Source organism: Flavobacterium sp. KBS0721 (assembly GCF_002007065.3).
GTDB lineage: Bacteria > Bacteroidota > Bacteroidia > Flavobacteriales > Flavobacteriaceae > Flavobacterium > Flavobacterium piscis.
In genome coordinates this window covers 1,149,630-1,173,757 of the sequence record NZ_CP042170.1, presented here as the reverse complement: position 1 = coordinate 1,173,757, position 24,128 = coordinate 1,149,630, and the positions used below count along the sequence as shown (strand labels likewise).

The 24,128-nt window shown below is 32.5% G+C and carries 27 protein-coding genes; 9 read left to right on the top strand and 18 right to left on the bottom strand.

What is annotated here, in order from left to right; genetic code table 11:
• Nucleotides 1-31: 31 nt before the first annotated feature.
• The 14 genes from B0M43_RS05305 to B0M43_RS05240 all read right to left on the bottom strand — a co-directional run bounded on the left by B0M43_RS05305 (nucleotide 32) and on the right by B0M43_RS05240 (nucleotide 13,958).
• Nucleotides 32-1,492, bottom strand: a complete 1,461-nt coding sequence (locus B0M43_RS05305) for a lipopolysaccharide biosynthesis protein (protein ID WP_065451755.1) — start codon at nucleotides 1,490-1,492, stop codon at nucleotides 32-34.
• A gap of 92 nt (nucleotides 1,493-1,584) precedes the next feature.
• Entirely contained in the window at nucleotides 1,585-2,031 is a 447-nt protein-coding gene (locus B0M43_RS05300) for a GNAT family N-acetyltransferase (RefSeq protein ID WP_078006588.1), read from the bottom strand.
• 677 nt (nucleotides 2,032-2,708) lie between these two features.
• Nucleotides 2,709-3,569, bottom strand: coding sequence for an ATP synthase F1 subunit gamma (atpG, locus tag B0M43_RS05295; RefSeq protein WP_078006589.1), 861 nt, complete (start codon nucleotides 3,567-3,569; stop codon nucleotides 2,709-2,711).
• 83 nt (nucleotides 3,570-3,652) lie between these two features.
• On the bottom strand, nucleotides 3,653-5,230 hold the full coding sequence (gene atpA, locus B0M43_RS05290) for a F0F1 ATP synthase subunit alpha (protein ID WP_065451758.1): 1,578 nt from the start codon (nucleotides 5,228-5,230) through the stop codon (nucleotides 3,653-3,655).
• A gap of 38 nt (nucleotides 5,231-5,268) precedes the next feature.
• Nucleotides 5,269-5,802, bottom strand: a complete 534-nt coding sequence (gene atpH, locus B0M43_RS05285) for an ATP synthase F1 subunit delta (RefSeq protein WP_065451759.1) — start codon at nucleotides 5,800-5,802, stop codon at nucleotides 5,269-5,271.
• 4 nt (nucleotides 5,803-5,806) lie between these two features.
• Nucleotides 5,807-6,307, bottom strand: a complete 501-nt coding sequence (locus B0M43_RS05280; protein WP_078006590.1) for a F0F1 ATP synthase subunit B — start codon at nucleotides 6,305-6,307, stop codon at nucleotides 5,807-5,809.
• 89 nt (nucleotides 6,308-6,396) lie between these two features.
• Entirely contained in the window at nucleotides 6,397-6,594 is a 198-nt protein-coding gene (gene atpE / locus B0M43_RS05275) for an ATP synthase F0 subunit C (protein WP_008465835.1), read from the bottom strand.
• 32 nt (nucleotides 6,595-6,626) lie between these two features.
• Entirely contained in the window at nucleotides 6,627-7,802 is a 1,176-nt protein-coding gene (gene atpB / locus B0M43_RS05270) for a F0F1 ATP synthase subunit A (RefSeq protein WP_078006591.1), read from the bottom strand.
• A 118-nt stretch (nucleotides 7,803-7,920) separates the two neighbouring features.
• Nucleotides 7,921-8,313, bottom strand: coding sequence for a hypothetical protein (locus B0M43_RS05265; protein ID WP_078006592.1), 393 nt, complete (start codon nucleotides 8,311-8,313; stop codon nucleotides 7,921-7,923).
• A 58-nt stretch (nucleotides 8,314-8,371) separates the two neighbouring features.
• A complete protein-coding gene (locus tag B0M43_RS05260; RefSeq protein WP_065451763.1) occupies nucleotides 8,372-8,599 on the bottom strand; it encodes an AtpZ/AtpI family protein in 228 nt (75 codons plus the stop codon).
• Complete coding sequence (locus B0M43_RS05255) at nucleotides 8,574-8,978, bottom strand: polymer-forming cytoskeletal protein (RefSeq protein WP_065451764.1); 405 nt, start codon at nucleotides 8,976-8,978, stop codon at nucleotides 8,574-8,576. Before B0M43_RS05255 ends, B0M43_RS05260 begins: the two co-directional genes overlap by 26 nt.
• An 11-nt stretch (nucleotides 8,979-8,989) precedes the next feature.
• Nucleotides 8,990-11,602 (bottom strand): tetratricopeptide repeat protein, encoded by a 2,613-nt coding sequence (locus B0M43_RS05250; protein WP_078006593.1) that lies wholly within the window; start codon nucleotides 11,600-11,602, stop codon nucleotides 8,990-8,992.
• Nucleotides 11,603-11,690: 88 nt separating this feature from the next.
• Nucleotides 11,691-12,386 (bottom strand): ABC transporter ATP-binding protein, encoded by a 696-nt coding sequence (locus B0M43_RS05245; protein ID WP_078006594.1) that lies wholly within the window; start codon nucleotides 12,384-12,386, stop codon nucleotides 11,691-11,693.
• Nucleotides 12,387-12,497: 111 nt separating this feature from the next.
• Nucleotides 12,498-13,958 (bottom strand): DUF5687 family protein, encoded by a 1,461-nt coding sequence (locus tag B0M43_RS05240; protein ID WP_078006595.1) that lies wholly within the window; start codon nucleotides 13,956-13,958, stop codon nucleotides 12,498-12,500.
• Between the two features lie 128 nt (nucleotides 13,959-14,086).
• Here B0M43_RS05240 and B0M43_RS05235 point away from each other — a divergent pair, with 128 nt between their 5' ends.
• From B0M43_RS05235 to B0M43_RS05225, 3 genes are all read left to right on the top strand, one after another.
• Entirely contained in the window at nucleotides 14,087-15,139 is a 1,053-nt protein-coding gene (locus B0M43_RS05235) for a ferredoxin--NADP reductase (protein WP_065451768.1), read from the top strand.
• Nucleotides 15,140-15,470: 331 nt separating this feature from the next.
• The gene (locus B0M43_RS05230; RefSeq protein ID WP_078006977.1) at nucleotides 15,471-15,779 is read left to right on the top strand and encodes a hypothetical protein; all 309 of its coding nucleotides are present in this window, start codon (nucleotides 15,471-15,473) and stop codon (nucleotides 15,777-15,779) included.
• Nucleotides 15,780-16,029: 250 nt separating this feature from the next.
• A complete protein-coding gene (locus B0M43_RS05225) occupies nucleotides 16,030-16,428 on the top strand; it encodes a hypothetical protein (RefSeq protein WP_078006596.1) in 399 nt (132 codons plus the stop codon).
• An 80-nt stretch (nucleotides 16,429-16,508) separates the two neighbouring features.
• Here the strand turns inward: B0M43_RS05225 and B0M43_RS05220 are convergent, their stop codons facing one another.
• Nucleotides 16,509-17,516, bottom strand: coding sequence for a glycosyltransferase family 9 protein (locus B0M43_RS05220; protein ID WP_078006597.1), 1,008 nt, complete (start codon nucleotides 17,514-17,516; stop codon nucleotides 16,509-16,511).
• A 39-nt stretch (nucleotides 17,517-17,555) separates the two neighbouring features.
• Nucleotides 17,556-18,161 (bottom strand): DUF4254 domain-containing protein, encoded by a 606-nt coding sequence (locus B0M43_RS05215; RefSeq protein WP_065452014.1) that lies wholly within the window; start codon nucleotides 18,159-18,161, stop codon nucleotides 17,556-17,558.
• 111 nt (nucleotides 18,162-18,272) lie between these two features.
• Between B0M43_RS05215 and upp the strand changes: the two genes are divergently transcribed.
• Nucleotides 18,273-18,926 (top strand): uracil phosphoribosyltransferase, encoded by a 654-nt coding sequence (upp, locus tag B0M43_RS05210; protein WP_078006598.1) that lies wholly within the window; start codon nucleotides 18,273-18,275, stop codon nucleotides 18,924-18,926.
• Here the strand turns inward: upp and B0M43_RS05205 are convergent.
• Nucleotides 18,921-19,850: a DUF6427 family protein gene (locus B0M43_RS05205; protein ID WP_065451772.1), complete on the bottom strand. Its 930-nt coding sequence runs from the start codon at nucleotides 19,848-19,850 to the stop codon at nucleotides 18,921-18,923. The genes upp and B0M43_RS05205 overlap by 6 nt on opposite strands.
• A 141-nt stretch (nucleotides 19,851-19,991) precedes the next feature.
• Here B0M43_RS05205 and B0M43_RS24720 point away from each other — a divergent pair, with 141 nt between their 5' ends.
• Nucleotides 19,992-20,222 (top strand): uracil phosphoribosyltransferase, encoded by a 231-nt coding sequence (locus tag B0M43_RS24720; RefSeq protein ID WP_065451773.1) that lies wholly within the window; start codon nucleotides 19,992-19,994, stop codon nucleotides 20,220-20,222.
• On the opposite strand, the gene purD is transcribed toward B0M43_RS24720, so the two are convergent.
• On the bottom strand, nucleotides 20,214-21,488 hold the full coding sequence (gene purD / locus B0M43_RS05195; protein WP_078006599.1) for a phosphoribosylamine--glycine ligase: 1,275 nt from the start codon (nucleotides 21,486-21,488) through the stop codon (nucleotides 20,214-20,216). The genes B0M43_RS24720 and purD overlap by 9 nt on opposite strands.
• A 95-nt stretch (nucleotides 21,489-21,583) precedes the next feature.
• Here purD and B0M43_RS05190 point away from each other — a divergent pair, with 95 nt between their 5' ends.
• Genes B0M43_RS05190 through B0M43_RS05175 form a run of 4 tightly spaced genes read left to right on the top strand, consistent with a single transcriptional unit; the run spans nucleotide 21,584 to nucleotide 24,057 of the window.
• The gene (locus B0M43_RS05190) at nucleotides 21,584-21,865 is read left to right on the top strand and encodes a type II toxin-antitoxin system RelE/ParE family toxin (protein WP_078006600.1); all 282 of its coding nucleotides are present in this window, start codon (nucleotides 21,584-21,586) and stop codon (nucleotides 21,863-21,865) included.
• A 10-nt stretch (nucleotides 21,866-21,875) separates the two neighbouring features.
• Nucleotides 21,876-22,178, top strand: coding sequence for a HigA family addiction module antitoxin (locus B0M43_RS05185; RefSeq protein ID WP_078006978.1), 303 nt, complete (start codon nucleotides 21,876-21,878; stop codon nucleotides 22,176-22,178).
• Complete coding sequence (locus B0M43_RS05180) at nucleotides 22,178-23,488, top strand: phenylacetate--CoA ligase family protein (RefSeq protein WP_078006601.1); 1,311 nt, start codon at nucleotides 22,178-22,180, stop codon at nucleotides 23,486-23,488. Before B0M43_RS05185 ends, B0M43_RS05180 begins: the two co-directional genes overlap by 1 nt.
• A gap of 41 nt (nucleotides 23,489-23,529) precedes the next feature.
• On the top strand, nucleotides 23,530-24,057 hold the full coding sequence (locus B0M43_RS05175) for an ORF6N domain-containing protein (protein WP_078006602.1): 528 nt from the start codon (nucleotides 23,530-23,532) through the stop codon (nucleotides 24,055-24,057).
• The last annotated feature ends 71 nt before the right edge of the window (nucleotides 24,058-24,128 follow it).

Sequence of the window (24,128 nt, the reverse complement as noted above, 5' to 3'; positions counted from 1 at the left end):
AAAATCGAATCGAATGTATTAAAGCTCAATTCTACTTTCTATTCATAATTCCTTTGATCGTGTCTTTTTCGTTATGATAAACAAAATACATGAACGCTAATAATAACGGAACTCCAATAAAATAATTTTCTCTAAATCCATAAAAAGAAATAGCCGAAAATACAATTGAAATTCCTAAGTAAGCTCCAATTTTGTTCATATCATATGGTATTGGATAATATTTGTTTCCTAATACGTAGGAAATCAACATCATGCTTCCGTAAGCTGAAATCGTAGCAATTGCTGAACCGTAGTAGCTGTATTTTGGAATTAAAAAATAATTTAAAACCAATGTTACAATTGCTCCAACAATCGAGATATAAGCTCCAATTTTTGTTTTATCGGTTAGTTTGTACCAAACCGATAAGTTGTTGTAAATTCCTAAAAAGAAGTTTGCCAAAATAATTAAAGGCACGACTTTCATTGCTTCCCAATAGGATTTATTATCTAATAAAAGATATTTTAAAACATCGGCAAAAACAATCACTCCTAATAATATTAAAGAACCCAGAATAACAAAATATTTTGTGATTACGGCGTAGGTTTGAGGTGCATTAGCATTTTTAGCATGACTAAAAAAGAAAGGTTCAATACCTAATCTAAAAGCGGTTGCAAACAAAACCATAAACAAACCTAATTTATAACAGGCAGAATAGGCTCCAACTTCAGATTTTGCTAAATTTTCAGGTAATAAATATCCTAAAAGAATTTTATCGAAATGTTCGTTAACCGCAAACGCCAATCCGGCAACCAAAATTGGTAAACCGTATTTCATCATTTTTTTCCAAAGTACAGGATCGAATTTTCTGCCTAAAGAAAGATAATTTGGTGAAAGCACTATAAAAGTGGCTAAACTTGCTAATAGATTTGCGATAAAAATATATGCAATCTGGAAATTCTCTACATATAAATTGTCCCAAACAGAGTTAGGATTTGAAGCCGCAAGCTTAGGTAAGTACATTAAAAAGAATATATTCAGCAATAAATTGATGATTACATTTCCTATTTTAATTGCTGCATAAACCATTGGTCTTTGATTGGCTCTTAGTTTAGAAAATGGTATTAAAACCAAAGCATCGAGAACTAAAATCCAAACGGTATACGTAATATATTGTACATCGACTTCGGCAAGACTCGCTAATGTATTCCTAAAAATTAAAGCCGCAAATAGGAAAATAATCGAGGACCAAAATATTGATATTGTAGAAGTTGCTATTACATTTTTCTTATCATCCTCTGCACTATAGAATCTAAAAAATGCTGTTTCCATTCCGTAAGAAAGAACGACATTAAAGAAAACCATCCATGACAAAACGATCGAAACCTCCCCATATTCTGCAGTTGGTAAAATACCAGTATACAATCTTACTAATAAAAAACTCAGCATTCTCGGCAATACCGTTGCTAGTCCGTAAATAGCAGTTTGTTTGAACAGATTTTTATATAATCCCAAAATAATTTTATAATAAAGTTTGTAACAAAAATAACCAATTCTTTGGTTTATTATTGCTTTTGCAGGTTCAATAAAAAAATTGACCTATTATTTTATTGTGTTAATTTTTTTTCGTCTAAAATTTTAACAAAATGAAAACCTTTTGGTCCGTAACCCTGATTGTAATAAAAGCGATGAGCAGCAAAATTTCCCGTAAAAGCATCTAACACGATACTGCTGCATTCTAAATCTATAGCCTTCTGTTCTACATAGTCTGTCAGTAATTTTCCAATTCCTTTAGACCGATGCTCCGGATTTACAACAAAATTATCTATTTCGAGATATTTGCCAGTCCACAATTTAGTTGCTGACCAACAACCGGTAATTCCAACACAAATATCTTTATCAAAAACTGCAATCTGAATATAATTGTGAGGTACCATTTCAGAAAGGTAAGCTTCATATTTTTCAATCGATAAATTAGGATAAAGAAATCGCATCGTTGCTATCTGATCCAACATTTCATCTATCGTGGTAAGCTCTTTTATTTGTAGTTTCATTGTAATAAAAAATAGAGATCAAAAATACTTTATTTTTTTTAATTGCCCCGTTTTTAAGTGTTTCTTAACTCCGTATGTGAAATCTATAATAAAGATTAAAAATTATATAAATTTCTACAAGTACTTCTATATTAACTTTGTATCAAAGGAATGAGCAAAGCTAAAATACAACCTTTCAAAAAAAGCAAAGCATTGGGACTAATAAAGCTAGTTTGTTCCCATAAAAGACAAAGCAAAAGGGATTGATTCTGCTGAAATGTAACCCTTAAAAAAACAGAGCATTGGGACTAATAAAGCTAGTTTGTTCCCATAAAAGACAAAGCAAAGGGATTGATTCTGCTGAAATGTAACCCTCAAAAAAACAGAGTATTGGGACTAATAAAGCTAGTTTGTTCCCATAAAAGACAAAGCAAAAGGGATTGATTCTGCTGATATGTAACCCTTAAAAAAAACAGAGCATTGGGACCGATAAAGCTAGTTTGTTCCCACGAAAGACAAAGCACCGCAGAGTGATAAATCTGCCGATAATTTTATAAAATGGTAACTGATTCTCGGTTTTGAATGAATTGAGAATCACCATTTTATAAGTTCTTCATAACGAAAAACTAAACTACTATATATAAAGCAAAAAGAGCCGACAATTACTTGTCGGCTCTTTTTTGTATGTCTTGAATAAATTATCCGTTCAAAGCTTCTGCTCCACCAACGATCTCAAGGATTTCGTTTGTAATAGATGCCTGACGTGCTTTATTGTAAGTCAATTTTAATTGGTTTCTTAATTCAGTTGCGTTGTCAGTTGCTTTGTGCATTGCTGTCATACGCGCTCCGTGTTCTGAAGCAAATGAATCACGAATACCTTTGTACAATTGTGTTTTTAATGATTTTGGAATCAATGTTAACACAATTTCTTCTTTTGAAGGTTCAAAAATATAATCTCCTGTAGAAACCGGTACATCAGATTTAATTGGTGCCAACGGTAAAAATTGTTCTGTTTGAACGATTTGTGTCGCAGCATTTTTAAACTGATTGTAAATCAATTCGATTCTGTCGTATTCTCCAGATAAAAATTTCTGAGTTAAGTTATCAGCAATTCCGGCAACATTTTCAAAAGTTAAATGATCGAAAATTGCATTATGGTGACCGTGAACTTTATGAGATTTACTTAATACATCATTTCCTTTTTTACCAATAGGAAAAACATCAACTTGTTTTCCGGCATAAAAAGCAGAACGATTTTTAACCTCTTTAATAATATTTGAATTGAATGCACCACATAAACCTCTGTTTGAAGTTATAGCTACAAGCAATACTTTTTTTACTTCACGTTGTGTTGTATAATCTCCTCCAACTTCACCATCAAGTGTAGCAGAAAGGTTTTGCAACAACTCCGTTAATTTCTCGGCATAAGGGCGCATTGCAGTGATTGCATCTTGTGCTTTCTTAAGCTTTGCAGCAGAAACCATTTTCATTGCCGATGTAATTTGCATCGTCGATGAAACGGAAGTAATTCTATTACGGATTTCCTTTAAATTTGCCATTAATTTTATATTTATTGTTTGTTGCTTTTAGTTTATTGTTGGGCGAACCACCCAACAATAAACTAAAAACTATAAACTAATATTTAGATATATTTTGCTGAAATTTCTTTTGCTGCTTTTTCGATAACATCAGTAATGTTGTCATCAAGTTTACCAGCTTTCAAAGCGTTAAGCGTATCTTTATGTTTACTGTTTAAGTAAGCTAAGAAATCAGCTTCAAACTCTTTTACTTTATTTACAGGAACGTTTCTTAGTAAGTTTTTAGAACCTGCATAAATAATAGCAACTTGGTTTTCTACAGTATAGGGATCATTTAAACCTTGTTTCAAGATTTCAACGTTTCTTTTACCTTTTTCAATTACATTTAAAGTAACTGAATCCAAGTCAGAACCAAATTTAGCGAAAGCTTCTAATTCACGGAATTGAGCCTGGTCTAATTTTAAAGTTCCTGAAACTTTTTTCATTGATTTAATCTGAGCATTACCTCCAACACGAGATACAGAGATACCTACGTTAATAGCAGGACGAACTCCAGAGTTGAACAAATCTCCATCAAGGAAAATCTGACCATCTGTAATCGAAATTACGTTTGTTGGGATATATGCAGAAACGTCACCAGCCTGAGTTTCGATAATTGGCAATGCAGTTAATGAACCACCACCTTTTACTATAGACTTGATAGAATCTGGCAAATCATTCATGTTTTTAGCAATTCCGTCATCAGCAATTACTTTACAAGCACGCTCTAATAAACGAGAGTGTAAGTAGAAAACGTCTCCAGGATATGCCTCACGTCCCGGTGGTCTTCTTAATAAAAGAGAAACCTCACGGTAAGCAACAGCTTGTTTAGATAAATCATCATACACAATAAGTGCAGGACGACCTGAATCTCTAAAGTATTCTCCAATTGCAGCACCTGCGAAAGGAGCATAAACTTGCATTGGAGCTGGATCAGAAGCGTTAGCTGCAACAATAACTGTATAAGCCATTGCACCTTTTTCTTCTAACATTTTAGCGATTCCTGCTACAGTTGAAGCTTTTTGCCCAATTGCAACATATATACAGAATACAGGTTTTCCTGCATCGTAAAATTCTTTTTGATTTAAGATCGTATCGATACAAACAGTTGATTTACCTGTTTGACGGTCACCAATAACAAGCTCACGTTGTCCACGACCAACCGGGATCATAGCATCTACTGCTTTTACTCCTGTTTGTAATGGCTCAGTAACTGGCTGACGGAAGATAACTCCAGGAGCTTTTCTCTCTAAAGGCATTTCGTATAAGTCTCCACCAATTGGTCCTTTTCCATCAATTGGAAAACCAAGAGTGTTTACTACACGTCCTACCATTTGCTCACCTACTTTAAGAGAAGCGATACGTTGTGTTCTTTTTGCTGTTGATCCTTCTTTGATTCCAGTTGATGGTCCTAAAAGTACCACACCAACATTGTCTTCTTCAAGGTTCAATACAATAGCTTCAAGTCCGTTGTCAAATTCAACTAACTCACCATATTGTACATTCGATAGCCCGTAAATACGAGCAATACCGTCTCCAACTTGAAGTACTGTTCCTACTTCTTCTAGCGTAGCACCAGATTCAAAACCTTCTACTTGCTTTCTTAATATTGCTGAAATTTCAGCAGGTTTGATTTCCGCCATCTTAATTTATAATTTAGACACTTTTATGTGTAATAAAACTAATTACTTAACTCTCTTTTTAATACCTGCAATCTGTTTGCAACAGAAGCATTGTATTGTTGATCACCTATTCTTAAAATAAATCCCCCAATAATTGATGGATCTACGATATTTTCTATTGTTACTTTTTTATCTGACAGTGTAGCTACTTTTGCTAAAACTTTAGCTTCTAAAGCTTCGTCCATAGGAATCGCTGTTGTAACTTTTGCTACTTCAACTCCATTACCTTCATCAAATAATTTTTTATATTCTAAAGCAATTGCTTCCAGAATTTCAAATCTTTTGTTTTCAAACAATAAATGAAACAAACCTTTAGTTACTCCATTTACATCTGCAAAAACTTCTGTAAGAGCACTTTCTTTAACTTCAACTTTTGTAGTTGGGTTTTGGATAAATGTACTCAATTCCAGATTTGTATCAATTGCTGTTGCAATCGACTTCATATCGTTATTGACAGCTTCGGCAACACCTTTAGAGTTTGCTAAGTCTAGAATTGCTTTTGCATAACGAATTGCTGCTCTTGTACTTGCCATAATCTTAGTTTAACTTTACGTCACCTAACATTTTCTCAACTAATTTAGTTTGAGATTCTTTGTTAGATAGTTCTTCTTTCAACAATTTTTCAGCAATGCTTAATGATAAAGTCGAAACTTGTAATTTCAATTCAGCCATAGCAGCATTTTTTTCACTTTCGATAGCCGCTTTCGCCTGAGCGATCATTTTTTGACCAGCTTCTTGTGCTTCGTTTTTAGAATCAGCAATCATTTTCTCTTTCATTTCACGAGCTTCTTTAAGCATCGCGTCACGTTCTGCACGAGCTTCATTCAAAATTCTTTGATTGTCAGCTTGCAAATTTTCCATTTCTCTCTTTGCATTTTCAGCAGAAAGTAATGCATTTTTAATACCTTCTTCTCTTGCGGTGATAGATTCCATAATTGGTTTCCAGGCAAATTTTACTAAAAGTAAAATTAAAACCAACAAGATTAAAGCTTGCCAAAAGAATAAACCGAATGAAAAATCGTTAATTAACTTATCCATTTTATAACTATATTAAATATTTAATTTCTTTTTTTAAAAGTAACAACACCTTTAACCAACCGTTAAAGATGTTGTTAGTTCTTTCTTTATTATTTTCCTAAGATTAAAGCAGCAAATGCTAAACCTTCTAATAAAGCCGCGATAATAATCATCGCAGTTTGAATTTTACCAGCAGCTTCTGGCTGACGAGCAATAGCGTCCATAGCAGATCCACCGATTTTACCTAAACCTAAACCTGCTCCGATTACTACTAATCCAGCACCTACTAAAGTTGGAATTGTTCCCATAACTATTTATATATATAAAATTAAACTTCTAATTAAATGATTGCAGTTTCATCTTCGTGATGATGTGCGTGATCATGATCCTGAACAGCCATACCAATAAACAATGAAGATAACATTGTGAAAATGAATGCCTGTAAAAATGCAACTAAAACTTCGATAACCGAAATAAATAATGTTAATCCTAAAGAGATTGGCAAATCTGCAGCTAAATTTTTACCTACAAAGATCATTGCGATCAAACTCATAATTACTACGTGACCTGCAGTAATATTTGCATACAAACGAATTAATAACGCAAATGGTTTTGTTAATGTTCCTAAGATTTCAATTGGAGCTAAAATAATTTTCATTGGTACAGGAACTCCCGGCATCCAGAAAATGTGTCCCCAATAATCTTTGTTTGCACTAAATTGTGTAATGATGAAAGTAAATGCAGCCAAACAAACTGTGATGGCAATATTTCCTGTAACGTTAATTCCTAGTGGAGTCATACCTAATAAGTTCAACAACCATACAAAGAAAAATACAGTTAACAGGTAACCCATATATTTTCTGTATTTTTTCTCTCCGATATTAGGAATAGCAATTTCGTCTCTAATGAAAATAATAAGAGGTTCTAACACTCTTCCAAATCCAGTTGGGATTGGTCCTTTTTTATATGATTTTGCTAAACCAGTAAACATTATAAATAATAGTATTGCAACAAAAAGCATTGACACTACATTTTTTGTAATAGAAAAATCTAATGGCTTTTCGTTTTCAGGATGTCCGTGCTCATTAAAAGTAATGGTACCCGAAGCATCTGTTTTGTAGATTTTACCGTGAACTAGTTTGTAGAAGTTTCCATCAACTTCTGCAACTTCTTCACCGTGGTGTAATTTTGAAGAAGAGAAAATTTTCAATCCTCCGTCAATAAGAATAACTGGTAATGAGAAACCATAATGTTTATTTTCTTTTTCATCTGAAAAGAAAACAAAATCATGAGAATCTTGTAAGTGATGACCAATAAAAGCGTCTACTTTAGCTTTTGGATCCAGAGCTTCATGCTCACCTTCTACAGGAGCGTTATGTGAAATTACTTTCTCTTCATGAGCAGTTTCAGTCTGTACATGCGTTGAGTCATTCTCTGAATTTGCAAAACTCATTACTGGAGAACAAGCTACTAAAGCTGCAAGAATAAATTTGAGCGGTTTGTTTGAAATCACCATATCTGTTAAAAATCTTATTTTTTACGTTTCTAAAATTTGGTGCAAAGGTACATTTTTTATTAATATTCAAAAGGATATGAAAAATTATTTTTGAACCTTCTTTTACAGAATCGCTATTTTAACGCTTTTCATTTAATAATCGGGCAGTTAAAAGCGTCTCAAATAACAAAAACAAAATAAATGTTATAAAAAAACTGATTTTTTCAACCATTACCTCTGCACTATGGTTTTCCAAAATCGGTCTTAAAATTAAGTATCCTATTAACATTTGAGTAAAAGTTCCGAATAAAAATGCCATCCCTACAATCTCAAAATTCTTCTTTTTTACTATTAATAATATAAGGTATAATAATGCTGATAATCCGAAAAAAATCAAATACAAAAATTCAATACCATAATAAAAGGTTTTGGTATTTAAATCCAAAACTAAAAAAGCTGCTTTATGCAACACATAAGCTGCTAAAGCAAAAAAGAATAAATATAAAATGGGTTTGTAATTTTTTAAAAGCATTCAGAAAATAATTTTACGCAAAGATGCAATTTTTATCAAGTGTTTTTAATGACAAAAATCACTTTGTTTTATTTATATCATTAACCTGACGAATTACATTATATAAGGCAAGTCCAACACCAAGCATTACAAAAATTGTATTGTAATATACTTTTGGACTAGGATGCTTTTCATCTAACCATGTTCCGAAGTATGAGAACACGAAAATAATGATTCCCATTTGAACGGGAATATTAATAAGCGGCATCCATTTATTCCTTCTATTTTTGTTCGGTTCCTTTTCCATCTTTTAGCGTTACTTCTTTTGGATTATTTGTTAACATGGTACAGGTCGCTGTAAAATCAGCCCCGGGTTCGATAGAAAGTTTACCAACAGCAACTTCGCCATGAATTTGTGCAGATGCCTTTATATTAAGGACTTCTAAAACTTTAATTTTTCCCTGAAATTCTCCTTCGATATCAGCGTTATTACAAACAATTTCTCCTCTTACAACACCCGAGGCGCCTATAACTAATTTTCCTTGCGAAGTAAAATTTCCTATCAATTCACCGTCTAATCTAAAATCGGCTTTAGAAACGATATCACCTATTATAGAGGTGCCTTCTACAATTCTATTTGTTTTACCTAAGAGTTCTGTTCCGTTTTTTTTAACTTTATCAAACATGATTATGGGGATTATGGGGTTTGGGGGGCTAAGTAGGCGTCGAGATTCTTTTTAATTTGAATCAGCTTATAATTATCACTCGAGATGATAATTGGCTGATTTGATATTAGATACTTTTTATCATCCTTAAAAACTCCTGAAACATCTTTGGCATAAGCCTCTGATTTTAAACCATGAACCACTATAAAACTTTCTGTTTTGTTGTATCTGTCAAAAGAAGTTGTTAATCTCTCATAATTTTCAACTAACAAAAATACTTTAATTGCCTCTTCGATTTTTTTACGGGTTTTAGAATCGTTATTAGGAACTAAATATAAAATTTTCCAGTTTTTATTATCAACTGAAGTAAAATCCAGTTTTTCTAAACCAGGAATTTGCTTTTCTAAAATCTCTCTTGCGTTTTTACCTTCATCACTATTTGGATAATTATCAGCAACTGTCTCTAAACCATTTTTATATGCTGCAAGACCATTTACCTTTCCTAAAGTGTTTGCTTTTAGTAATTCATATTTAGAAACAATTTCGTCACCAGAATACTGATTGATCAGATTATCAATATTATCCAAAACGGTATCAAACTGTTCTTCCTGAAATAGTTTATACCATTTTTTATACTCTTTATCTGCAGATGCCAAATCTTCTGAGTTGGTATTGTTTAAAAGTTGTGCATACCTCGAATTTGGATATTTAGAACTAATATCCATTTTTATAGCTTCGGCTTTTGCCGGATTTGTAATCTCGTATATTTTATACAAATTATACATCGATGGCAAAATCAATTTCTCCTCCGGATTATTTTGTAATAACTGTTCTAGTTTAGCACTAGCCAAATTATATTCCTTAAATTTCTCTTTATAAATAAGTCCTAATTGGTAGTAGGCAAAATTACGTTCTATACCAATACTATCCATCGCAGCTAGCGTTTTTGGAAGTTGTTCTTCGTAAAATTCGGTTGTATATTTTTCAATAACAACAGAATCTTTTAGTTTATTCGCCGCATCCAGATCATTATTTATAGAATCATTCATTGCGGCATTATTGGCAGATTTTACTGCAGCCAATCTCCAATTTCCGCCCAAAGTCCTGTTACCCCACAATTTCTTGAATTGTAATTTTCCGTAGGCAACTGTTGTTGGATTATAAAAATAAAATGTACTTGCAGTATTATTTCCTGATGGCGGCAAAATACCTTCAGGATCTGAAGGTGGTTTACCTATAGAATTAGGATTTATAGCCGTTGGCTCATTACCGGAATTTGTATTACGATCTATGTTGGCTAATCTCTCCTTCTCTTTTTCTTCGAGAATACGTTTTGCTTCATCTTTCTTTTTAAGCTCGGTAATGTAATTTTCAAAATATAATTTTCTGTCGGGTGCAGGTAAACCGTATACCTTAATTATACTGTCATTACGTTTTGCAATTCCTTCGTACTTAATTACGTTATCTAAATTTTTTCTGTTTTTTTGAATAAAAGCATACTCCCTGGTTTTAGGGTCTAATTTTACCAATGTGCTGTCGTAGTATTTGGCTGCCATTGTATAATCAGTATTTTTAAAATACATGTTTCCAATATTTCGATAAGTCGAAGCAATCAAATAGGGATCTTTAGATTTCCTGAACAATGATTTATTATAAAATATCAGAGCACTATCCTGTACTTTATAATTATCATAAAATACACCCATTTGATAAAACAAAATATCATAATAAGGTCGGTTTTCACGATCTGTAACTAGATTATTATAAGCCTTAAGAAACATTTGCTTATTATCATTTTTATAATCAAACATTTCGGCTTTTTTGGCATAAGCGTGCATCATATATTTACGATCGGCTTTTCTATTCATGTCGATTACGCCGTTATAAAAATAATTTGCACTGTCTTTTTTACCGGCTTCCTGATACATTTGGCCTAAAATAAAACGATAACGCGCACGGTCTTCATTTACTTTTGTAAATTCTTCGGCAATTCTAAGTTTGGCAACTGCACTGTCTTTTTGTTCTAAATTTAAAAAAGCTTCTGCTAATAAAGCATTTGCATCCGAAAAAGTTTGTTTGTCTAAATCTATATTTTTTAATAAAAGCTTAATATTCTTTAAAACAATAGCTTCATTCCCTAAACGCATATTTGTTTTTTCGCGCCAAATTTTTGCCGTATAAATATTACTGCTGTTAGGATATTTATACAAAATATAATTGAATGCTTCAAGAGCCGGAATAAAGCGCTGATCATAATATCGCGCTTTTCCCAGCATCAAATAAGCTTCATCAATTTGTGAATTTCGTTCTCTTCCTCCAATATTCATGGAGTGTTTCTGGATAGCTTTTGTTGCCTTGGTTTCTGCCTTTTCAAAGTCTGGATTTTTAGCTTTTTCTTCTTCAGAAAAATTTTCATCGACTTGCATTTTTTCTATAGGCAAAGTCTTCCAGAAATTATCCTGATCATTGGCCTGTATGGACTTTAACCCCTTGTCAAGGCCAATGCCACCGTTATACAAAATGTTGTATTTTGTACTTAAGGCATGTGAGTTTCTGGATAAAAAAGTATTTTTCTTGGTAGAACAGGCTATCAAAAGAAACAAAAAGACCAGAAAAAAACTATATTTAAGAGTATTCTTTTTCAATAGAAAAGAGTTTAAATCAATTAACTTCTAAAAAGGTTTTTTAGTATATTGACTTGTAAAAATACGCTTCTTTTTGAAATATAGAAATTTAAACCGCAAAAAACGATTCCAGTTCTTGTAAGGTTTCTTTTGAAGTTTGAATATCTTTTACTACTTCGCCTTTATTAAGAGCCACAATTCTATCGCAAACCTCTACTGTATGCTGCAAATCATGACTGGAAACCAATACGGTAACATTTGGATTATCGGCTAAATCTTTTATTATTTTTTTAAGTCGGCTTACCGTTGTTGGATCTAAATTCGCAAAAGGTTCGTCTAAGATTACCACTTCAGGATTACCAATAAGTGTGGCAATTATCCCCACTTTTTTCTGATTCCCTTTTGATAAATCTCTTAAATATTTTTTATTATTCAGGATCTCTCCATTAAAAAATTCTTCATGCTGCTTCAATAAAGCATCGATATCGGCTTTATTTTGATGGCGTAAATCTCCAATAAAATAAAAATATTCTTCTGGGGTTAAATAACCTATCAAAAAACTTTCATCAAGAAAAGATCCTGTAAAAGATTTCCAGTTTTCACTAGTATTTACCTGAATAGAATTGCTTGTGATATTTCCTGTCGAAGGCTGAATAAGATCTAATAACAAACTAAAGAAAGTCGTTTTTCCTGCACCGTTATTGCCCACTAAGCCAAAGCTTTGTCCTTTTGGAATCTCAAGATTATGAATGTTTAAAACTGTAGTTCCGTTATATTGTTTTGAAAGTTGATTTACTTGTATCATGATGATATTAGATTTAGATGGTTGATTTTAGATTAAAAAATCTCTTGCTTGTTGTTTAAGTTTGATGTCAATTGGATAAAATTTTCATTATCAAATTGGCACATTCTTTAATTAGTTCTTTTGTTTATAAGCACTTATGGTACTGTATTTTTCGATTTTATATCTTTTTTCGATTAATGAAAATACCTTGTCTTTTAAGATAAAACCTAAAACTCCGGCTCCGGCAACTAACGCTAATCCGATGGTTTTGTTTCCTAAATAAAGACCAATTGCATAAAGTCCTAATGGCAATAATAGTTTTGGTAAAGTCAATAACATCGCACTAACATTAAAGGCTTTTTTATCTCCAAAAGCACCACCGGCCGAACTTAAATCGATAGGAGTTTTGGTAAATGCTCCGCCTAAAAGTACTAAGTGCGAGTTTACGCCAATATTATAAATGGCTCCAATAACAATCGTTAAGTAAATTTCCCATCCGAAAAAAAGATAAAACGAAGCGATAATGGTTGAAATAATGGTACCAATAACAATAAGCCACCATTTTGAAGTAATATAACCGCGATACGGAATATTTTGTGTCATCATTAATTGATAATACGAGCTGTCCCAACTTGGTACAAACTGACCAAAGACAAATAAAAATCCTCCCGAAACAAAAATCCCCGCAAAAATGTGCATTACCTCAGGCTGATGTGTGTTTCCGAAAAAGATGAATCCGTAGAACAAAAAGAAAACACTCATAAATATGGTCGTTTTTGACCTTTTGTTTCTTTTAATCAATTTAATATCATTTTTTAGAAACGTTCCTAAAGTTCCAAACTGATTGAGCCAGGAAAGATTTTCGGTTGTAGCAATATCTTCTTTCTTAGAAAGTCCGGCATCTAAAAACAGATTGTTTTTGAAATACTTAAAGGTAAATAAATACAATCCGGTTAACACCAAAACTGGAATTATAAACAATCCCTTTGTGGCATAAAACCCCTGAAAAACAGGCGTTGTAAAGGCTGTAATATCAAATACTTTGTAATATTGCGCCGCTGCCAAAGCCAAAATTATTCCGATAAAAACAACAAATAATTTATCGATATTGCTTAAAATAATATTCAGGAAATTATTGATATATATTAAAGAAAATGCCGCTAAAAGCCAAAAAACAATTCCTGTAATATCATAACCTTCCATGGCTAACACAATCGAAAAAGGAACAAAGAAAAGGGCATGAACCCAATTAAAAAAAGACAAAGCTGTTTTGCCTAGTGAGAAATGAACAATAGTTGGTTTTTTGAAAGGTAAAACCAATAATGGTTTGATATTCAATACCGGAATTGCCTGCATTAACAAACGAACTACAAGATCAAACAGAAAATAATAAATTAGAAATTGATTGATAGTCGATAAGGGTTCGAAATTCATTTTTCGTAATATATAAAATGCTCCAACGCCCATTCCGATAAAAAGTACCGAGAAATAGACCATCAAGAAACCAATTAAAATTTTCATTGCCACATTTAGACCTAATGACGCAGATCTTGTAAAGGCTTTCCATTCGAGATAAATAAATTTTTTAATCATGGTTATTTGGTTTTCAGTTTTGTAGTAAGAGATCAAATGTAAGTAAACGTTACAAAAAAAGTTAAAAATAATTATTTCGTGCCTGACATTTAATCTCCGTTTGCTACTTTTGCATAAAATATACCATCATGCCTTCATTCTTAAAACTTATAATTAAAGAGGTAAAACGCGAAACAAACGACGCGGTTTCTGTACTTTTTAATGTTCCCGAAGAACTAAAACCAGACTATAAATTTATAGCCGGGCAATACATAAATTTAAAATTAACTCTTGATAATCAAGAAATTCGCCGTGCATATTCTATTTGCTCTGCACCAGAAAGCGGCGAATTGCGAATTGCTGTAAAAGCTGTAAAAAACGGTTTGTTTTCTCAGTTTGCAAATACCAGACTTAAAGCAGGAGATGTTCTTGAAGTTGGTCATCCGGAAGGAGTTTTTACTTTTGAACCAGATGCCGAAAGACAAAAAAACTACGCAGCTTTTGTAGCCGGAAGCGGAATAACTCCTGTTCTTTCGATCATAAAATCAGTATTGAAAAGCGAGCCAAAAAGCTCATTTGTATTGGTTTACGGAAATAAAACTCCTGACGAAACTATTTTTTACCAGGAATTACATGATTTGCAATTGCAATATGTAGGTCGTTTTTTCGTGCATTATGTTTTTAGTCAGGCTAAAGCCGAAAACGCTTTGTTTGGAAGAATCGAGAAATCTTCAGTGAATTTTGTTTTGAATAACAAACACAAAGAATTACAATTTGATAAATTTTTCTTGTGCGGACCAGAAGAAATGATCAATACGGTTTCTGCCATTTTGAAAGAGAAAAACGTAAAAGAATCAGCGATTAAGTTCGAACTTTTTACTTCTTCATCTCAGGAAAACGAAATAAAAGCTTCATTAGAAGGACATACAAAAATTACTGTTTTAGTAGATGATGACGAAGTTTCGTTCGAAATGTCTCAAAAACAAACCATATTAGACGCTGCGCTAAAACAAGGAATCGATGCTCCATATTCTTGTCAGGGCGGAATTTGCAGCAGCTGTCTTGCTCGTGTAACTTCCGGAAGTGCCGAAATGACTAAAAATTCAATCTTGACTGATAAAGAAATTGCTTCAGGATTAATTTTAACATGTCAGGCGCACCCAACATCTGAGTCTATTTATGTAGATTATGATGATGTTTAGTCGTTAAATTCGAAAAATATTCAAATTCCAAATTCCAAACTTACAATTGGGATTTGGAATTTTTTTTGTTTGATTATTACTTTTTTTAATCTTTGTCAAAGTTTAAAATATTTCACACAAAATAACCCTCAATTATTGTCATCCCAAGGAACGAGGGATCTCCGCAAGTAGCTCTACAAAGATTGGCGATTTTGATTGCGAAGTTTCTTGTGGGGATCCCTCGTTCCTCGGGATGACAAAAAATGTGCAGCTAGCTTTAACAAAGACGAAACCCAAATTTACACCTTCCAAAATTGGAATTTGGCATTTAAAATTTGAAATTTATTTAAATATGAGATCAGTACGAGAAATTTTCAAAAGCAAGGAATATCTTTTAGATGAACCTGAAGTTGAGAAACTTGTAGAATATTGCGAAGAACTTCAAGATGAAATTGTCGAGTTTAAATATCAGAAAACGAACAATAAAGAACTCGCGATGCTGGACATGCTAAAAGAAGTTATAAAAGGCTGCAATGCCATCGAAAAAGAACAAATGGAGCACGAAAGATTTGGTTTTGACGCACCTAATTATGAAGCTACGATTTCGAATCTTAAAAATTATATTTATAGCAGATGTCGTGATGAGAAGATATGGCTTTGATAAATTCCAATAAAATTAAAATCCAAATTCCAACTAAAATTGGAATTTGGATTTTTTTATTAGAATTTTTTAGTTTTCAACTTAAAAAATACCGCTAAGATGCATAAATAAACCCGTAAGTTTTTGTCGATTTTTCAAAAAAAGCGCTTAAAATTTAGTATATTAGTACATTACTAAAGCTGATCATTTTTCTTTATCTAAGATAGCTTTGTAAAGCTATATCTGATTGTCAACCTAAAATTTAAATATTATGGCAATGCATCATTATCTCCGCCTCTCTTTTATTCTACTTTTTGTAATAACATCCTGCTTTTGTATCTACTTCATAATTAAAAAAAGAAGAAACAGAAAAGCGCCTAAACTACTTTCAGAAGAAAAATACAATTCGTTTATTACCGATGGAATGACCGAAATATCAATCTCTAATGATCATTTTTTTAATATTTGGCCTTACGTGAGTGAATTGAAAGCAGCTAAAATTTTATCGAAAAAAATTAAAGAATCTGATTTGATTCATAAAGTTTACAGAAATTCAACCCAAGATTTTGAACACATTTTACTCGCTACTGAAAAAGAAAATCATTTTGTAAAAGTGGTAGTTGATAGAAACAAAAAGAAAGCAATGGGCTATCTTTTTCTTGATTTATGAGAAATTAAATTCCATAAAAAAAATTCCAAATCCCAATTGTAAAAGTTGGAATTTGGAATTTTTTTTATTGGAATTTTCTACTACAACTGTGACTGAATACTGAAAACTACTTTCTCTGGAGAAATACTTCTCATCGCATCTTCGTAACCTTCAACTATTTTATTTCCATAGACAGAAGTTGGTAATTTCGGATATTGATTTCTATCAGATGTTAAGGCGTTTTCTAACGTTTGATTGAATGGCAAAAATCCTGCGTAAGGATGTGTGGCGCCCCAAAGCGTAACCACTTTTACGCCTAACATTGCTGCGATATGCGCATTTCCAGAATCCATAGAAAGCATTACATCCAGATTACTTATTAATTGTAATTCTTGCTGGAATTTTATTTTTCCGGCCATATTGATTACATTATCATAAGGTTGAGAAAGTGAATCCAGAATTTCGATTTCTTTCTTGCCTCCCCCAAAAAGTAATATTTTATTATTTTTAGTTTCTGCTAGTTTTGCAATAACTTCCTGCATTAAATCCTGCGGATAAACCTTAGAATCGTATTGTGCAAAAGGTGCAATACCAATTAAGTTTTGGTGTTGATTGCCAATAATTTCTACTATATCTGAACTTAATTTTGCCTTTTCAAGGAAGGTTGGATTTGATAAATCTAAAGGAAAACCAAGTTCTTCGAACACTTTTGCGTGTCTTTCGAACATTGTTGGCAATTGTTTGAAAATTTTGTTTTCGGCGCGGGTTAGTTCTTTTTTGCCTTCTCTTCCTTTATCAACGGTCGCTCTTTTTTTTCCGCTTAAAGCGAAAAGTAAACTCACGATTTTAGATCTTAAAACATTATGGAGATCCGCAAAAGCATCAATTTTGAGTTTTTTGACATCGCGATATAATCTCAAGAGTCCTGAAAAACTTTTATGACGTTCTTTTTCATCAAAAGCAAAAAAGTCAAGATTTGGAATTCCGTCAAAAAATGGCTTAAAAAACGGACGTGAAATTACGGTCACTTTTACCTCTGGATACTGTTTTACAAAGTCACGTAAAACAGGAACCGTCATGGCGACATCTCCCATTGCGGAAAGTCTCATGACGGCTATATGCTTAATTTTATTGGACAATTTTGCCAATTATTTCTTATTTTGGTATAAAACAGGATTCAATTCATCGTCATTGTACATTTTCATTTGTTTGTACACTTTCATGAATTTATCTCCGTTTTCGATATCAGCAAGCAAATCATCAATGGCTGTTGATAAGTCGCTTCTTTGTTCTAAAAGGATGTTTAATTTTTCCTGACATTTATCTCTGTGCTCTTGCGAAGCCTCTGCACGAGTCGCTTCTTCCTGCATGTGATAAATTTTTAAGGCCAGGATAGACAATCTGTCAAAAGCCCACGCAGGACTTTCAGAATTGATTTTTGCTCCGTCTTTTGCTTTTACATCGCTGTATTTTTGCAAAAAGTAGCTATCGATATATTCTACCATATCAGTACGCTCCTGATTAGAGGCATCGATTCTTCTTTTTAAAGTAAGCGCTGCTACCGGATCAATTTGCGGATCACGAATAATATCTTCAAAATGCCATTGAACAGTGTCAATCCAGTTTTTTAGATATAATAAATGTTCGAATTTATCCTTCGGATAAGGATTATTTATAGGTTGATCTACATTATCAAACTGGTGATAATCTTTGATGCTTTGTTCGAAAACTGAATAGGCTAATTTTGAAAACATGTGTTTATTTGTTAGAGTTACAAAGATACTTTTTATACTTTTATCGTGCGAATAAAACGATGAATTTTTCGTTATCGTACTGTAAACCATTGATAATTCTAAATTTTTATTATGAAAATCCATTATATTTCTGAAAATAATAGCGTATTAAATCATTTTTTAGGTCAAATCAGAAACATAAACGTTCAGAACGACAGTATGCGTTTTAGAAGAAATATTGAGCGAATTGGCGAAATTATGGCTTATGAACTGAGCAAAGATTTATCGTATAAAGAAGTTGAAATTGAGACTCCGCTTGGCATTAAAAAAACAACCGAAATAGAAAGTGATTTGGTTTTATGTTCGATTTTAAGAGCCGGTTTACCACTTCATAATGGTTTTTTAAACTATTTTGACGATGCTGAAAACAGCTTTGTTTCGGCTTGCAGGTACCATCCTAATAATGATCATGAATTCGAAATTCGGGTTGAATATCAGGCTGTTTCTAACATTAATGATAAAACGGTTTTATTGCTTGACCCAATGTTGGCAACCGGTCAGTCTATTGTGACGGTTCATGAAAAACTAATTCAGAATGCGACTCCAAAAGAAATTCATATTGTGGTGGTTATCGCCGCTCCTGAAGGAATTGCTTTTCTTGAAAAAAGCTTACCTGAAAACTGCCATTTGTGGGTGGCTGCTCTCGACGAGAAATTGAACGATAAAAATTACATTATTCCGGGCCTTGGAGACGCGGGTGATCTTGCTTACGGAAGTAAATTATAGTTGAGAGAAATAAGTAAATAAACTACACGCAATAAGTACATAAAAAACAATTTCGTTGTTGAGTTTTTGCTGCATATATTCTACGTGACTTGCCGCCATAATGGTCAATGGAGCAATACTTAATAACAGTAAATCATTGCTTTTATCCGGTGAAATTATATAAACAAGGGCTGCAATAAAAAAACAGGCTACTATTTTTTTGTAAGATGAATGTACAATTTGTGGTCTGTTTGACAAAGTCATCAACATTGATGTGACAAAAAATAAGGCAACTGCAACATATATTGAAAGTGCTCCATTCTCGTAATTACTCTTGAAATAAGTAATATTAAAATCGATTACAGCACGCTTCTGAAAAAACTCTATTATGTTAATATGGAAGATTAAGGAGATCAATAAAAAAATTATTGATACTGCCAAAAGCGCAATAAAAGGTAAAATCCAGTTTCGATAATCTCTCGAGGCATGAAAAACAATCGATATAAAGACCAAAATTAGGAAAAGAACACACCAAAATTGAAATAAAGCAGCTATTAAAATCCAAAAAGAAGCATCGAATATTTTTTCTTTTGAAGCTTTTAATGACTGTAACGAAATTAATCTTCGAAGCGCTAAAAGAATAAAAAAGTTAGCATATATGACATTGGCATTATTAAAAATCGTGGGAAAGAATAATATAAACAATAAATAGAAAAGTATCGCGTAACCATTGTCTTTACTGAGTCCGTTCTTTTTTACGATAAAATTAACCAGGAAAAAAGAGGCTAAAATAAACAGTAGTAAACTTACTTTTTGGAACGCCAAAAAATAAGAACTCACCCATGATGGATCTTTAATTTGAAAAATAAAAAAGAAAACCAGTATTAAAATTACGACCAATGAATAATTTAATGGCGTAGATTTTTTAAAAACACTTGTTATCATAAGGATATTTTATACTTTTGTGATTGTAAATATAATACTTGTTTAAAAAGGAAAACCCAACAAGTTGAAAAAAGATTCTATTATCTGAATTTTAACTTCAATGCGTTACACAACAATAAATAACATATAATTTTATAAATTATGACAGCTTTTTTCGAAGGAATACAATACTTATTCGTTAACATTTTATTTGCTCCACTTGACTTTTTACGTCACCTAGAACTTGTTACTTGGTTTGGTGCTAATACTATTAACTGGATTTTTATGATCATCTGCGCATGCGCAATCGTTTACTGGATTAAACAATTACGCATTTTTGATGACGCCGGAACAGAAAATCAAGATACTACAGCTCACTCTTTTTTAAAGTAAGTCGAAGCCAATATCTTTTCTAAAATACATCTTATCAAAATTTAGTTTATCTATATTTTGGTAAGATTTTTTTATGGCCTGTTGAAAATCGTCTCCGTAAGATGTTACAGTCAATACACGTCCTCCATTACTAACGACATTATTGCCATCTAATTTTGTACCTGCGTGAAAAACTATAGAATCTGTAATATTTTCTAATCCAGTAATTACTTTACCTTTTTCAAAATCTTCAGGATATCCACCGGAAACTACCATAATTGTAGTCGCACTTCTTGGATCAACTTCTAATTCGAAAGTATCTAACTTTTGATCTGCCACAGACTGAAACAACGCTACCAAATCAGATTTTAATCTTGGAACCACAACTTCAGTTTCAGGATCACCCATTCTCACGTTGTATTCAATAACAATTGGTTCGTTTTTTACATTGATTAAACCAATAAATACAAAACCTTTGTATTCGATTCCATCTTTTTGAAAACCTTCGATTGTTGGTTTTACAATACGAGTTTCGATTTTTTCCATCAAAACAGCATCAACGTAAGGAACTGGAGAAACTGCTCCCATTCCGCCTGTATTTAATCCTGTATCGCCTTCACCAATTCTCTTGTAATCTTTTGCTGTTGGAAGGATTTTATAACTTTTTCCGTCTGTCAAAACAAAACAGCTTAACTCAATTCCGTCCAAAAATTCTTCGATCACTACTTTTGAACTTGCTGCTCCAAATTTTTCGTGAACCAACATGTTTCTTAATTCGGTTTTAGCTTCTTCAAGATCCTGAATAATCAAAACTCCTTTTCCTGCAGCTAAACCGTCTGCTTTTAAAACGTATGGAGGTTGTAAAGTTTCTAAGAAAGCACATCCTTTTTCAACTGTTTCGGCAGTAAAACTGTCGTAAGCAGCTGTCGGGATGTTGTGTTTCATCAGGAATTCTTTAGCAAACTCTTTGCTTCCTTCAAGTTGAGCTCCTAATTTTGATGGTCCGATAACCGGAATATGCTGTAAACTTTCGTCGTTTTTAAAATAATCGTAAATCCCTTTTACCAAAGGATCTTCTGGCCCTACGACCACCATTTTTACATTTTCCTGAATTACGAATGCTTTTATGGCATCAAAATCTGTTGGAGACATTGCCACGTTTGTAGCAATTGCAGCCGTTCCCGCATTTCCCGGTGCAACAAAAAGTTTTTCGCAAAGCGGACTCTGAATCATTTTCCACGCAAAAGCATGTTCTCTTCCGCCTGATCCCAATAGTAAAATTGTCATGTGTAGTTGTATTTAGTTGTGGTGCAAAAATAGTGGGTTTTAACCTTAAATAATAATTTTTTTTACTTACTTTTGACGTTAGTAATGCGAAAGGTATGATAATCTCATTTGGATCTAAAGAAACTGAAAAAATTTGGAATGGTATTGTGGTCAAAAAACCTTCGATTGAGATACAGCAAATTGGCAGAAGAAAACTCAGAATGCTGCATAACTCTCAAAATTTAACCGATTTGAGAATTCCGCCTTCTAATCGTTTAGAAAAATTAGCAGGTAACTTAAAAGATTTTTATAGCATTCGAATTAACAATCAATGGCGAATAATTTTTGTTTGGGAAAATGGAAATGCATTAAATGTAGAAATTGTTGATTATCATTAAAAAAAATAAAATGGAAAAATTAAAAAACATACATCCAGGAGAAATTTTATCGGAAGAATTTTTAATTCCGCTAAATATTACACCTTATCGTTTATCTAAAGATTTAAAAATTCCGCAAACCAGAATTTCTGAAATCATTAAGGGAAACCGCAGAATTACTGCTGATACCGCTTTGCGACTAAGTCATTATTTTGGAAATTCGGCTAAATTTTGGTTGGGACTTCAGGACGATTTTGATATTGAAGAAGAGGAATCAAATAAAAGCGACGAACTAAAATTGATTAAACGTTACGATTTAAAAGAAGCCGTTTAATGATTTCTATTTTTGATATTTCGCTTCAACTAAATGGTTTTCCTATAAAGAAAGCCAAAGCTGAAATGGATAAAATCGTGAATTTATCTCAACAAGAATATGCTGTTTTTCTTCAAAATAAAAAAGAAGAAATTGTCAATTTTCATCTTCAAAACAATTCATTTTATCAACAATTAGTAGGGAATAAAACGGATTTGAAATGGGAAGACTTACCTATTCTGAACAAACAAAATCTACAAAAACCTCTTGACGAAAGACTGTCAAAAGGCTACTCGCGAAAAAATATTTACCTCAACAAAACATCCGGATCCAGCGGAACTCCGTTTGTTTTTGCTAAAGATAAGTATTGTCACGCTTTAACCTGGACTTCTATATTTATGCGTTTTGGCTGGTACAAAATCGATTTTAATCGTTCGCATCAGGCTCGTTTTTATGGCATTCCGATGGATTTTATTGGATACAAAAAAGAACGATTTAAAGATTTTTTGACGCATCGTTTTCGTTTTCCGGTTTTCGATTTATCTGATGAAATTCTGGAGCAATTCCTTCGAAAATTTAAAACTAAAAAATTCGATTATATTAATGGTTATACGAGTTCTATTGTTTTATTTGCTAAATATTTAGAACAGAAAAACATTGTTTTAAATGAAATTTGTCCGACTTTAAAAGCTTGTTTTGTGACATCTGAAATGCTTTTTGAATCGGATAAAAAACTGTTGGAAAAGCAATTTGGGATTCCGATTATCAACGAATACGGCGCTTCGGAACTAGATTTAATAGCTTTTGAAAATCCAAACGGAGAATGGCAAGTCAATGCTGAAACGTTATTCGTCGAAATATTAGATGAGAATAATAATGTTCTCCCTTACGGGGAAGAAGGCCGGATTGTGATTACTTCTCTTTTTAATAAAGCGCACCCTTTTATAAGATATGAAATTGGCGATATTGGTATTTTAGACGAAAAAAGTACTCCTCAAAAGCCAATCTTAAAAAAACTAATTGGCAGAACGAATGATATTGCAATTCTACCAAGCGGAAAAAAATCGCCTGGATTAACCTTTTATTACGTGACCAAAAGCATTGTTGAAGATGATGGAAATGTAAAGGAATTTATCATCAAACAAACGCAATTAGATCGCTTTGAAATTGAATATGTTTCTGATAAAGCATTAGATAAAGATCAAATTCAAAAAATAGAAAAGGCTATTTCTTTATATTTAGAATCTAATTTAAACTTTAGTTTTACCCGAAAAACAGTTCTAGAAAGAAGTAAAAGCGGAAAACTAAAACAATTCAAGTCGTATTTGTAATATAAATAAAATCTTACATTTGTTTTTTTAATTAAAAACTTATGGACGTCCAATCTTTACTTTCTGAAGAAACTATTTCTAATAAAATATATTTTATACGTGGCCAAAAGGTGATGCTTGATCGTGATCTGGCCTTACTTTATGGAGTTGAGACACGAATTTTAAACCAAGCAGTTAAAAGGAACATATCTAGATTTCCAGAAGATTTTATGTTTGAACTCAATAGATCAGAATTTGAAAATTGGAAATCACAAATTGTGATTTCCAATTCTGAAAAAATGGGTTTACGTAAAATTCCAACAGCATTCACTGAACATGGTGTACTTATGCTATCAAGTGTTTTAAAAAGTGACAAAGCAATTCAAACCAATATTCAAATCATGCGAATTTTCATGAAAGTGAGACAAATGCTTTTGGATACAACTGAAATTAAAGTTGATATTCTGCAGATTCAGAAGAAGTTAGAAAACCATGATAAGAATATCGAATTGGTTTTTTCTTATTTAGATGAATTAACAGAGAAAAAAGAAGAAGAAAGCGAAAGAGTAAAAATTGGCTATAAAAAATAACAATTCTCTAAGGTCGCAGTTTGCGACCTTAAAAAATTAATGAATAATTGGAGGTCACAAATTGTGACCTC